The sequence below is a fragment of the Streptomyces sp. NPDC006430 genome (assembly GCF_040612395.1).
Taxonomy (GTDB): domain Bacteria; phylum Actinomycetota; class Actinomycetes; order Streptomycetales; family Streptomycetaceae; genus Streptomyces.
This window is the reverse complement of record NZ_JBEXQA010000013.1, coordinates 158,097-170,151: the sequence shown is the minus strand read 5'-3', so window position 1 is coordinate 170,151 and position 12,055 is coordinate 158,097. Positions and strand designations below refer to the sequence as shown.

The following is a 12,055-nucleotide window of genomic DNA, read 5'->3' as shown; positions in this document are numbered from 1 at the left end:
TACGGTGTTGCCGTGAACACGCCTTACCAGGAAGCCCAGTACGTCGGCCAAGCCGCCGTGCGCACCACGATCCTCGACCACGCCATAGACCTCCTGGCCACGGAGGGACTGGCCGCCCTGACGATGCGTCGGATCGCCGCCGAGATCGGCGCCTCGACCAAGGTCCTGTACACCATGCTCGGCGGCAAGGAGGGTCTGGCCGACGCCCTCTACCGGGAGGGGTTCGCCCGGCTGCGACGCGCGCAACAGCAAGTCGCCGGTTCTGAGGACCCGCTGGCCCACCTCAACGATCTCGGAGCCGCCTACCGCGCGCACGCCCTGGCCGAACCGGCCTACTACCGAGTGATGTTCGAGCAGGCCATACCCGGCTACCGGCCGGGCATCGAAGCCCTGAAGGCGGCCGAGACCGCATTCGACGCCTCCGTGGCCGCCGTTCAGGCGTGCATCGACTCCAGGGTGTTCCGGCCCGGAGACGCACACGAGATCTCCAAGCTGTTCTGGGCGGCTGCACACGGGGCGGTGAGCCTGGAGCTCGCCGGCCATTTCCCGCCGGAGTCCGCGGCACGCCGCTTCGACACATTGATGACGGCGGTGGGACAGGCGTTCCTCGTCGAGCAAGGACAAGGATTGACATGACGATCAACCGCTACCTGTCGGGGAGCTTCGCACCGGTCACCGAGGAGGCCACCGTGTTCGACCTGCCCTTCACCGGCCGGATCCCGACTCACCTCAACGGCCGCTACTTACGCATCGGCCCCAACCCACTCGGCATCGAGGACCCCGCCGCCCACATCTGGACGCTCGGCGCCGGCATGGTGCACGGGGTCCGTATCCGCGACGGCCGTGCCGAGTGGTACCGCAATCGCTGGGTGCGTTCCGGCCCGGTCGCCGACAGGCTTGGGGAACCACGACGCGGGACCCCCTTCGACGAGCGCTTGGACATGGCGCCGAACGTCCAGGTTGCCGGGCTCGCGGGCCGCACCTTCGCCCTGATAGAAGGCGGGATACGCCCCTATGAGCTCACCTACGACCTCGACACGGTTGGCCCCTGCGACCTCGGAGTGACTCCCGAGGGCTACAGCGCCAACGCCCACTCCACCTTCGACCCGCACACCCGCGAACTGCACTCGCTCGCCTTCCTCTACGGCTCGGAGCAGGTCCAGCACATCGTGATGGACGAGACCGGCACGGTAGTGCGGACCACGCTGATCCACGCGCCCGGCAACCCCTACATGCACGACTTCGCGCTGACCGAGCACCATGTGATCCTCTTCGACACCCCTGTGGTGTTCAGTGCCGCACATCTGCCGACCGGAGTCCCCTTCGTTTGGGACGACTCACACCAGGCGCGCGTGGGTGTCATGCCCCGCACGGGTGGCGAGGTGCGTTGGTTCGAGGTTGCGCCAAGCCTGGTGGGCCACACCCTGAACGCCTACGAGGACGGCACGGACGTCGTCGTCGACATCGTCCGGCACTCCGAGGGCTTCAACATCAGGGACTTCGGCAGCAGCCGCCCCACCCTGGACCGCTGGCGGGTTGACCTTGCCGCCGGAAAAGTGCGGGAGGACCGGCTCGACGACCGCATCCAGGAATTCCCCCGGGTCCACCCCCACTGCGTCGCACGCCCTCACCGCTACGGGTACTCGGCCGCCGTCGAGCTCTACGCACAGCCCGCCGCCCCCGCGGATCCGCGGCCGGGCACCGGCTTCAGCAGCGCGCTGCTCAAGCACGACTTGGTGCGCGGCACGACCGAGGCGCACGAGTTCGGCCGGTTCGGAGCCGTCGGAGAGGGCGTCTTCGTCCCCGCAGAGTCACCCGTCGCCGAAGACGACGGATACGTGATGGCGTACGTGCACAACCCCGAGCGCGGCGCGGCGGACCTGGTGATCCTGTCTGCCCAGGACTTCGCGGGCGAGCCGGTCGCCCGTATCCATCTGCCCGTTCGGGTGCCACTCGGGCTGCACGGCAACTGGGTCCCCGGTGACCCGTGGGCTCTGCGTCCCTAGTGAATGCCTCCTGGCCGGGGTCGACAGCCGCCGAACTCCTTGGAGAACCCGCGACCGTTGAATACACGAGCTCACCAGTCCCGAGAGCCGTCATAGGGACGGACCCTCGTGCGGACCGTCGGGAGCGGGCGCCGGGACCCGCGGTGCCCCCACGGGCCGTCCCGCTCCTCCAGGTGCCCCGATGGGTTCCCAGAAGGACAAGCGACCGCTTAGTATGCCCGCGGAGCGTGGTTCCTCGACGGCGGCTGGAGGCCCCGGATGCAGGCATGGCGAGTACATACCCCCGGCGAACCCCGTGAGGCCATGCGCCTCGAGGAGGTTCCCGAACCGGTCCCCGGCGAGGGCGAGGTGAGGCTCCGGGTGCTCGCGGCGAACGTCAACTTCCCCGACGCGCTGCTGGTGCGCGGCCAGTACCAGGTCCGCCCACCGCTGCCCTTCACCCCCGGTGTCGAGATCTGCGGCGAAACCGAGGACGGCCGCCGCGTCATCGCCACCCCGAGCCTGCCGCACGGCGGCTTCGCCGAGTACGTCACCGCACCCGCCCGCGCACTGCTGCCGGCCCCCGAGACCCTCGACGACGCAGAGGCCGCCGCCCTGCACGTCGGCTACCAGACCGGCTGGTTCGGTCTGCACCGCCGGGCCCGCCTCCAAGCCGGCGAAACCCTGCTCGTGCACGCCGCCGCCGGCGGGGTCGGCAGCGCCGCCGTCCAGCTCGGCAAGGCCGCCGGAGCCACCGTCATCGGGGTCGTCGGGGGCAAGGCCAAGGCGCGCACCGCCGAGGAACTCGGCTGCGACCTGGTGATCGACCGTACGGCCGAGGACCTGGTCACCCGGGTCAAGGAGTTCACCGGCGGGCGCGGGGCCGACGTGGTCTACGACCCGGTGGGCGGTGACGCGTACACCGCCTCCGCCAAGTGCGTGGCCTTCGAGGGCCGGATCGTCGTCGTCGGCTTCGCCAGCGGCACCATCCCGACCCCCGCCCTCAACCACGCCCTGGTGAAGAACTACTCCGTCCTCGGCCTGCACTGGGGCCTGTACGCCGTCAAGGATCCCGCCGCCGTCGCCGCGTGCCACACCGAGCTGACCCGCCTCGCCGCCGACGGCGTCGTGAAACCGTTGATCAGCGAACGCATCCCGCTCGCCGGAGCCGCCGACGCCGTGCAGCGGCTCGCCGACGGCACCACCACCGGGCGGCTGGTCGTCGTACCGGGCCCGTCCCCGGACGGAGGTTCCTCCCGGTGACATCGGAGACCACCGCCGACGCGCTCCTGGCCCGCGTACGGGACCTGCTCGCCGCACACCCGCCCGCCACCACCGACCGGACCGCCTTCCTGCGCGCCCGCTTCGACGCCGGCCTCGCCTGGGTCCACTACCCCGAGGGCCTCGGCGGGCTCGGCGCGCCGCGCTCGCTCCAGGCCGTCGTCGACGCCGAACTGGAGGCCGCCGGAGCCCCCGACAACGACCCGCGGCGGATCGGCATCGGCCTCGGCATGGCCGCGCCCACGATCCTCGCGTACGGCACCGAGGAGCAGAAGCGGCGCTTCCTGCGCCCCCTGTGGATCGGCGAAGAGGTCTGGTGCCAGCTCTTCAGCGAGCCCGGCGCGGGCTCCGACCTGGCCGCGCTCGGTACCCGCGCGGTACGAGAGGAGGACTCCGGTGACTGGGTCGTGGATGGCCAGAAGGTGTGGACCTCCAGTGCCCACACCGCCCGCTGGGCCATCCTGATCGCCCGCACCGATCCGGCCCTGCCCAAGCACCGGGGCATCACCTACTTCCTGTGCGATATGCACGCTCCCGGCGTCGAGGTCCGGCCGCTGCGCCAGATCACCGGTGAGGCCGAGTTCAACGAGGTCTTCCTGACGGGCGTGCGCATCCCCGACAGCCACCGGCTCGGCGCGGTCGGCCAGGGCTGGGAGGTCGCCCGCACCACCCTGATGAACGAGCGCGTCTCCATCGGCGGCATGCGCATCCCGCGCGAGGGCGGCATGATCGCGCCGGTGGTCGCAGCCTGGCGGGAACGCCCCGAACTGCGCACCCACGCCCTGCACCAGCGGCTGCTGGAGCTGTGGGTCGAGGCGGAGGTGGCCCGGCTCACGGGCGAGCGACTGCGCCAGCAGCTGGCCGCGGGCCAGCCCGGTCCCGAGGGCAGCGGGATGAAACTCACCTTCGCCCGCCTCAACCAGGAGATCAGCGGGCTGGAGGTGGAACTCCTCGGCGAGGAGGGCCTGCTGTACGAGGACTGGACGATGCGCCGGCCCGAGCACGTCGACTTCACCGGTCGTGACGCCGGCTACCGCTACCTGCGCGCCAAGGGCAACAGCATCGAGGGCGGCACCAGCGAAATCCTCCTCAACATCGTCGCCGAACGCGTCCTCGGCCTGCCCGCCGAGCCGCGCGACGACAAGGACCTCGCCTGGAAGGACCTGGCCCGATGAGCTCCTCCTTCGACCTGCTGTACACCGATACGGAGGAAGAACTCCGCTCCGCCGTACGGGCGCTGCTCACCGACCGGTGCGATGCCGCTCGGGTCCTCGCCCGGGCCGAGACGGGACGCCCGCACGATCCGGAGCTGTGGCACACGCTCGCGGTGGACATCGGCACCGCCGGGCTGCTCGTACCGGAGAAGCTCGGCGGCCTGGGTGCGGGCCACCGGGAGGCGGCCGTGGTGCTGGAGGAGCTGGGCCGGGCCGTGGCACCGGTCCCGTACCTGACGAGCGCGGTGCTCGCGACGGAGATCCTGCTGGGCTGTGACGCCCGGGAAGCCACCGAACTGCTCGGGGAGTTGGCGGCAGGCCGACAGGTGTGCGCACCGGCGGTCCCGCTGACGCTGGCCCCGGGCGCGCCGCTCCCGCCTGCCGTACGGGACACCGGTGGCGGGGTCCTGACGGGCGCCGTCTCCACGGTGGCGGACGCGGTGGCCGCCGACGTGCTGCTGGTCCTCGCGGACACGGGGCTGTACGCGGTGCCGGCGGCGGAGGTCTCGCTGACCGCGCTGGTCCCGCTGGACCTCACCCGCCCGCTGGCCACGGTGACGCTGGAGGACGCTGCCGGAACCCGGCTCGCCGACTCGGCGACGGCCCGCGCAGCGGTGGCCGGAGCACTGCTCTCGGGAGCCGGACTCCTGGCTTCCGAGCAGCTCGGGCTCGCGCAGTGGTGCCTGACGGAGACGGTGCGCCACGTGCGCGACCGCCACCAGTTCAACCGGCCGGTCGGCTCCTTCCAGGCGCTGAAGCACCGCCTGGCGCAGTTGTGGCTGGACGTGGCCTCGGCGCGGGCCGCTGCCCGCGCCGCTGCGGACGCCCTGACGACCGGAGCCCCCGACGCCCCCTTGACGGTGGCCGTCGCCCAGGCCTACTGCTCAGGGGTCGCGGTCCGCGCGGCGGAGGAGTGCGTGCAGTTGCACGGCGGCATCGGCATGACGTGGGAGCACCCGGCGCACCTGTACTTGAAGCGGGCCAAGGCCGATGCGTTGGCCCTGGGCACCACGGGTCACCACCGCGGCCTGGTCGCGGACTTCGCGGAACTCCCTTCCCCGTAGGCGCAGGGCGTAGGGCGGGGGCGGCCGTGCTCGGGGTCCGCCCCCGCCGGGCACGGCCGGCGACGACGGCCGGATCGACGGCACGGTCAGCTGGTACCGGGAACCCAAGCCCAACGGCCGCCACCGTGCCGAGCTGCGCAAGCTGATGGTCCACCCCGGGGCCCGCGGTCGCGGGACCCGCCCGTGCACTGCTCGCCGAGGCCGAAGGGGCCGCGGCCCGGGCCGGGGTGGTGCTGCTGTTCCTCGACACCGAGACGGGCAGCGGTGTCGAGCGCGTCTACCGGTCCGCCGGTTGGACCGAGGCCGGCACCATCCCCGACTACGCCAGCGACCCGGCCGGACGCCTGCACCCCACCACACTCTTCTCCAAGCACCCCCAGCCGCCGAGGTGACCTCGCCCGCCGCGCCGCGTTAGACCCCGTAGCGCGGACCACCGAGCGAGGGAGACCGTATGTACAGCACACCCGCCTCCGCAGCACTCACCCGCCGCACGGTCCTTCGTACGGCCTTCGCCGCGGCGGTGCTCGCAGGCACCGCCGCGGCACTGGCGCCCGTACTGCGTGCCCGGGGGCCCCGGCAGACCCTCACCCCGGCCCCGCTCGCCGAGGAGACGTACCGCGGCCGGCACATCGCCGTCGACCTGGCCGGGGTCCGCATCGACGGCCGCCCCCTGCACGTCATGCGCCGCGCGGACGGCAGTTACCTGAGCGGGATCAACCACTTCCAGTCCTTCGAGACCCCGTTGGAACTTGCCCGCGCCGCCGTCGACGAACTGGGCACGAACCAGCTGGCGCTCGCGGCACCGCACCACGGCTGACGGACCGACCAGGACGGAACGGGAGCAACCCCGCATGTACACCCGGCAGAACCAGAAGAACCTGACCAGCGCCCAGAAGCGGCGGTTCACGGCGGCCGTACTGGAGCTCAAGCGCCACGGCGCGTACGACGAACTGGTACGCACCCACGACAAGTACTTCGTGCCCGACCGGGACAGCAAGCTGCGCGTGGGGCACATGTCCCCGTCGTTCTTCCCCTGGCACCGGCGCTACCTGCTCCAGTTCGAGCGGTTGCTGCAGGACGTCGCCCCGGGCGTCTCGGTCCCGTACTGGGACTGGACCGCGGACAGGAGCCCGGTCTCCTCCCTCTGGGCCGAGGACTTCCTCGGCGGTACGGGCCGCGCGAGCGACCGCCGGGTGATGACCGGCCCCTTCGCCTACGAGAAGGGCAACTGGGAGGTCACGGTGGGCATCACGGAGGCCCGTTTCCTCACCCGTAACCTCGGCCGGCCGCAGAACCCGATCGCCCTGCCCACCGCTGCCGAGCTCCAGTGGGCGCTGGACGATCCCACGTACGACACCTCGCCCTGGGACTCCACGGCACGCGAGGGCGGCTTCCGCAACAAGCTCGAAGGCTGGGCCGCTCCGAAGAGCGAGCGGTGGCGCAACCACAACAAGGTCCACCAGTGGATCGGCGGCCACATGACGGGTGGTACGGCACCCAACGACCCCGCGTTCTGGCTGCACCACGCCTTCGTGGACCTGCTCTGGGACCGCTGGCAGCAGAAGCACCCCGGCTCGGGCTACCTGCCCGCCGCTCCGCTGCGACTGGGCGACCTCCAGCGCGGTCGCGTGATCGCGCTCGACGAGCCGATGCCCCCGTGGGGAGTCACTCCGCGCGACATGCTCAGCCACCGGGGCGTATACCGGTACGAATGACCCGCACCCACGCGCGGTCCACACCGCCCGTGACCCCACCGCTGGGGACGCACGGAGAAGGGCCCCCGCCCGGTGGCGGGGGCCCTCAGGGCCTCTCAGGTCCGGCCGGTCAGGCCGACGGGCGCAGGAGATCAGCCGCCGTAGCCATCGGTGTGGTGCTCGCCGCCCGACTGGTTGATGCAGGTGTTGCCGAACGCCGGGTTCAGCAGACCGGCCGCGTTCACGGAGTTGCCGCAGACGTTGACCGGGACGTGCACCGGGACCTGCAGGAGGTTGCCCGAGAGGACACCGGGGGAGCCGACCGCCGCACCCTGCGCTCCGGCATCGGCGACGGCCAGCCCGGCACCGGCGGCCAGGGCGCTACCGGCAACAGCGGTGACGGCGACTGCCTTCGCGATTCGCGACATCAAGATCTCCTCGTGAGAATGGGGGCGCCGCAGGGAGCTGCGGCATTTGACATGTCGTACAACGCAGGGGGAGCTCAGGGGTCACGGCCGCTGGGCCGTCGTGGTGACGGGAAACCGCACGGAGGCGAAGTACGGCTTGATCTGGCCCACGGCACCCGGCTGGAGCACCGCCACCGGATGTCCCGCGCAGCCCGGCTCCCGGTAGAAGGTCGCCGTCCCCCGGGTCGAGTTGGTGACCGCCCGGGAACCGCCGCCGCTCGCCTCCACACAGCCCTGTGGGGCGCTCAGCCCGTGGACCCGGTCGTCCCGGCCCACGTACTGGAGGTCGGGCCCGGCCGCCTGCGCCGCGCCCGCGGCCACGAGCAGGAGCAGCGGGACCGAGCCGGCCCGGACGAGGCCGCGGACGCCGGAGTGGATACGCATGGTTCGCATGCCCGGTCCAACCCGGCCCGCCCCGGGGCGGGTCACGCCTTGTCACCCTTCGCAGGCGTGTGCGACCGTGCCCGGGATGCGGAACACTGGATTCACCGGCTTCACCGGACGCGGTTCTACGAGACGGTCCACGGAGGAACGATGGGCACGACGGGCGGCAGCGGCCGACCCCGGGTCAGGACCGGATACGGCATGGTCGAAGGCCGGACCGGGCCGGACGGGACCGCCGTCTTCCGGGGCGTCCCGTACGCCGCCCCGCCCGTGGGTGCCCTCCGGTTCGCTGCGCCCGCGCCCCCGGCTCCCTGGGACGGCGTGCGCGACGCCGGTGCCTTCGGCCCCACCGCGCCCAAGGTGCCCTACCCGCAGAAGTTCGCCGCCCTGCTGCCCGATCCCGAGGTCCCCGGGGACGACTGCCTGAACCTCAACGTCTGGACCCCCGCACCGGCCCCCGGGGCGCGGCTGCCCGTCATGGTGTGGTTCCACGGCGGGGCGCTCACCCGCGGCTCCTCGGCCGTTCCCGTCTACGACGGCTCCGCCTTCGCCCGCGACGGGGTGGTGCTCGTCTCGGTCAACTACCGCCTCGGCGTCCTCGGCTACGGGCTCTTCCCCGACGCGCCGGCCAACCGCGGCCTGCTCGACCAGATCAGCGCCCTGACCTGGGTCCGGGAGAACATCGAGGCCTTCGGCGGAGACCCCGACCGCGTGACCGTCTTCGGGGAGTCCGCCGGAGCCATCAGCGTCGGCGCCCTGCTGGGCGCCCCGCGCACCGCCGGGCTCTTCGCGCAGGCGGTCCTGCAGAGCGGCGCCCCCGAGGTGCTGCCCCGTGACCGGGTGCGCACCATGGTCCGGCGGATGGCCTCCCTGCTGAAGGTCCCCGCGACGGCGCAGGCCTTCGCCGCCACCGCCCTGCCCGACCTGCTCGCGGCGCAGGGCGCCGTCCTCCGACGCTCCTCTCCGCTCGTCGGCGGCCCCGCCTTCGGCCTGGTCGTCGACCCGGACACGCTCCCCGGCGACCCGCTGGAGGCGGCTGCCGCCCGCCACGGGGTCCCGCTGCTGCTGGGCTGGACCACCGAGGAGTACCGGCTCTGGCTCGCGCCGACCGGCGGGATGAAGCTGCTGGACCGGCTCGGGCCGCTCGCCGTGGCGCTGGCCCGTGCCCGCACCGGCAAGGACCGGGCCGCCGTAAGGGAACTACGTGCCGCACGGCCCGGAGCGAGCCCCGCCGAGCTTGTGGGGCACCTGCTCACCGACCGGATGCTGCGCGACCCGCTGCGCCGGCTCGCGGGCTCGCGGCGGACGGCCTCCAGCTTCCTGTACGAGTTCGGCTGGCCCTCCGGACTTCCGGGCCTGGGCTCCTGCCACGCCCTGGAGCTGGGCTTCGTGTTCGACACGCTGGACGTGCCGGAGTCCTCCTGGTTGGCCGGGCCGGACGCCCCGCAGGAGCTGGCCGACCGGATGCACGCGGCGTGGGTGCGCTTTGCCGTGACCGGGAACCCGGGTTGGGCGGCCTGGGACGGCAACGGCCCGCCGATGGTGTTCGGCGGGCCGCAGCCGGAGGAGGCGTTCGAGCCGGCGGTTACTCCACCGGTCCTTCCATGACCTTGCTGATGAACTGGATGGGTCCCTCGGCCATGTTCGGCACGTAGGTCTTGGCGTTGTGCTGGCCGCCGGGAATGACCCTCAGGCTGGTGTGGATCGGCCCCTTGCCGTAGGTCGCGACGAACTTCTGCACGTCGGGCAGCGTCTTCTTGTTGTTCTCGTTGTCGCCGACCTGGAAGGCGAGGTAGACGTCCGGGCTGCCCTTCTTGTCGATCAGGGCCTTCGCCAGCAGCTCCGGATTGTTCTCGGCCTTCTCCTTGTCGTGGCCCTTCCAGAGGGAGGAGTCGGGCACGATGTCCGGGCCGGAGCAGATCGCGGCCTTGAACTTGTCCGGGTGCTGCAGCACTGCCTTCAGGCTCGCGAAGCCGCCGGTGGAGGAGCCCATGTACGCCCAGCCGTCACGGGACTTGATGGTGCGGAAGTTCGCCTTCATCAGGTCCGGCACGTCCTCGGTGAGCCAGGTGCCCATCTTGGGCTGGCCGGGGATGTCGGAGCCGTCCCAGTAGATGCCCTTCTCGTCACCGGCCGGGTTCAGCACGGGCATCGCCAGGATGAAGGGCTTGCTCTTGCCCTCGGCGTACCACTTGCTGATGCTGGTCTGGAGGCCCAGGTCGGTGCCCATCCAGTAGTTGGTCGGGTAGCCGGCACCACCGGGTAGGGCGATCATGACCGGGAAGCCGCTCTTGGCGAACTTGGGGTCGTTGTACTCCTTGGGCGCCCACACCCACACCTTGCCCTTGAAGCCGGACTTCTTGCCGTCCAGCGTGGTGACGGCCACGTGGGTGCCGTCGGCGAGGGTCATCGAGTTCTTGAACTCGGACGCCGGTCCCGTGGGCATCAGGGCCTTGGAGTTGGCGGCCGGCTTGGTGGCCCCGCCGGTGCCGCCCGCCTTGCCCGCGGCGGGTTGCCCGAAGGAGACGTCCTTGCCCTTGTCGGTGAAGGGGGGTATCTCGAAGTGGTACATCACTCCGGCGGCTATACCGGCGAGCGCGAGGACGGAAACGCCCGCGATCAGCCAGCGCCGCCCCCGGCGCGGCCGTCGCTGGTCGTACTCGGGCTCCTCCGGGTCCTGGTACGGCGGGCGTGGCGGACCGTACGGGGGCTCGTGATGCTGTTGCGGTTCGTACGGCTGCGCGTACGAAGTGCCGTAGGGCTGCTGCTGGTACTGCCCTTCCGACCGGTACGGCTGGTGCTGTCCGTCGGGTGAGTACGACATGTGCGGTTGCTCTCCGGCTGGTGCTGCCCCGTCGGGGGGTGGTCTCGTCTGATCGAAAGATGAGCCTACGTGGTCCTGGGTTCCGATTTTTTCCATCTCTTGGCCTTCACTAAGGCAGGCCATTGCCGAACACCCAGAGGGCCACCGGAGTTCCCCGTCCGTTGGCCGACCGTCCCTGGCCCATGCACACGCCTCTGGGTATGGTGCGTCCGCGCCGCCCCCAGACCCCCCATGCCCGGAGGTACTTTCCGTGTTTGGCATGACCACTTCACGTTCCGCCCGCAAGGCCGCCCTCGCCACCGCCTTCGGCCTCACGGCCGCCGGCGCGGCCCTGTGGGCCGGCACCGTTGCCGCCCAACCCGCGCACGCGGCCGGGCTCCCGGCCCCCGACCACGTCGTCGTCGTGGTCTTCGAGAACCACGCCTACAGCCAGGTCATCGGCAGCTCCAGCGCCCCGTACATCAACTCCCTCAAGAGCGGGGGTGCCAACCTCACGCGGTCGTACGGCATCACCCACCCCAGCCAGCCCAACTACCTCCAGCTCTTCTCGGGTTCCCACCAGGGCGTCACCAGCGACAGCTGCTACACGCCCGGCTTCAGCTCCGCGCCCAACCTGGCCTCCGAGTTGCTCGCCGCGGGCAAGACCTGGGCCAGCTACAACGAGACGCTCCCCAGCCAGGGCTCCACCACGTGCAGCAGCGGCACGTACGCACGCAAGCACAACCCGTGGTTCGCCTTCTCCAACGTCCCCACCAGCACGGCCAAGACCATGACCCAGTTCCCGACGGACTACACCACCCTGCCCAAGGTGTCCTTCGTCATCCCGAACCTGTGCAACGACATGCACGACTGCTCCGTCGGCACCGGCGACACCTGGCTCAAGAACAACCTCAAGGCCTACGCGGACTGGGCCAAGACCCACAACAGCCTCCTCGTCGTCACCTTCGACGAGGACAACCGGCTCGCCGGCAACAAGATCCCGACCGTGCTCTACGGCCAGCCCGTCACCCCCGGCAGCACGACGAGCACCACCTACAACCACTACGACATGCTGCGCACCCTGGAGGGCCTCGCCGGCCTGACCACCCACGCGGGGAACGCGGCCACCGCCAAGGACATCACCGGGATCTGGACTTCCTGAC

General features: G+C 71.4%; 12 protein-coding genes and 1 pseudogene. 10 read left to right on the top strand and 3 right to left on the bottom strand.

From position 1 onward, the window contains the following. The first annotated feature begins 12 nt into the window (after positions 1-12). The 8 genes and pseudogenes from ABZZ20_RS20825 (at position 13) to ABZZ20_RS20790 (ending at position 7,259) form a co-directional block, all read left to right on the top strand. A complete protein-coding gene (locus ABZZ20_RS20825) occupies positions 13-636 on the top strand; it encodes a TetR/AcrR family transcriptional regulator (protein ID WP_356871550.1) in 624 nt (207 codons plus the stop codon). Further along, positions 633-2,006 (top strand): carotenoid oxygenase family protein, encoded by a 1,374-nt coding sequence (locus ABZZ20_RS20820; RefSeq protein ID WP_356871548.1) that lies wholly within the window; start codon positions 633-635, stop codon positions 2,004-2,006. Before ABZZ20_RS20825 ends, ABZZ20_RS20820 begins: the two co-directional genes overlap by 4 nt. A gap of 258 nt (positions 2,007-2,264) precedes the next feature. Further along, positions 2,265-3,248 (top strand): NADPH:quinone oxidoreductase family protein, encoded by a 984-nt coding sequence (locus tag ABZZ20_RS20815; protein WP_356871546.1) that lies wholly within the window; start codon positions 2,265-2,267, stop codon positions 3,246-3,248. Continuing rightward, a complete protein-coding gene (locus tag ABZZ20_RS20810; RefSeq protein ID WP_356871544.1) occupies positions 3,245-4,441 on the top strand; it encodes an acyl-CoA dehydrogenase family protein in 1,197 nt (398 codons plus the stop codon). The genes ABZZ20_RS20815 and ABZZ20_RS20810 overlap by 4 nt, the downstream gene beginning before the upstream one ends. Further along, positions 4,438-5,544 carry an acyl-CoA dehydrogenase family protein gene (locus ABZZ20_RS20805; RefSeq protein WP_356871542.1) on the top strand — a complete coding sequence of 369 codons (1,107 nt, stop codon included), beginning with the start codon at positions 4,438-4,440 and terminating at the stop codon, positions 5,542-5,544. Before ABZZ20_RS20810 ends, ABZZ20_RS20805 begins: the two co-directional genes overlap by 4 nt. A gap of 70 nt (positions 5,545-5,614) precedes the next feature. Then, a pseudogene (locus ABZZ20_RS20800) lies at positions 5,615-5,936 on the top strand (GNAT family N-acetyltransferase); the annotation flags it as partial. A gap of 59 nt (positions 5,937-5,995) precedes the next feature. Next, the gene (locus ABZZ20_RS20795; RefSeq protein WP_356871540.1) at positions 5,996-6,361 is read left to right on the top strand and encodes a tyrosinase family oxidase copper chaperone; all 366 of its coding nucleotides are present in this window, start codon (positions 5,996-5,998) and stop codon (positions 6,359-6,361) included. 34 nt (positions 6,362-6,395) lie between these two features. Further along, positions 6,396-7,259 (top strand): tyrosinase family protein, encoded by an 864-nt coding sequence (locus ABZZ20_RS20790; protein WP_356871538.1) that lies wholly within the window; start codon positions 6,396-6,398, stop codon positions 7,257-7,259. Between the two features lie 131 nt (positions 7,260-7,390). Here ABZZ20_RS20790 and ABZZ20_RS20785 read toward each other — a convergent pair whose 3' ends face one another. Both ABZZ20_RS20785 and ABZZ20_RS20780 read right to left on the bottom strand, forming a co-directional pair. Continuing rightward, positions 7,391-7,666, bottom strand: coding sequence for a chaplin (locus ABZZ20_RS20785; protein ID WP_356871536.1), 276 nt, complete (start codon positions 7,664-7,666; stop codon positions 7,391-7,393). A gap of 81 nt (positions 7,667-7,747) precedes the next feature. After that, on the bottom strand, positions 7,748-8,098 hold the full coding sequence (locus ABZZ20_RS20780; RefSeq protein ID WP_356871534.1) for a hypothetical protein: 351 nt from the start codon (positions 8,096-8,098) through the stop codon (positions 7,748-7,750). Between the two features lie 141 nt (positions 8,099-8,239). Here ABZZ20_RS20780 and ABZZ20_RS20775 point away from each other — a divergent pair, with 141 nt between their 5' ends. Next, on the top strand, positions 8,240-9,697 hold the full coding sequence (locus tag ABZZ20_RS20775) for a carboxylesterase family protein (RefSeq protein WP_356871532.1): 1,458 nt from the start codon (positions 8,240-8,242) through the stop codon (positions 9,695-9,697). Here the strand turns inward: ABZZ20_RS20775 and ABZZ20_RS20770 are convergent. Further along, positions 9,675-10,913: an alpha/beta hydrolase-fold protein gene (locus ABZZ20_RS20770; protein ID WP_356871530.1), complete on the bottom strand. Its 1,239-nt coding sequence runs from the start codon at positions 10,911-10,913 to the stop codon at positions 9,675-9,677. The genes ABZZ20_RS20775 and ABZZ20_RS20770 overlap by 23 nt on opposite strands. 259 nt (positions 10,914-11,172) lie before the next feature. Between ABZZ20_RS20770 and ABZZ20_RS20765 the strand changes: the two genes are divergently transcribed. Further along, the gene (locus ABZZ20_RS20765; protein ID WP_356871528.1) at positions 11,173-12,054 is read left to right on the top strand and encodes an alkaline phosphatase family protein; all 882 of its coding nucleotides are present in this window, start codon (positions 11,173-11,175) and stop codon (positions 12,052-12,054) included. Position 12,055 lies beyond the last annotated feature (1 nt).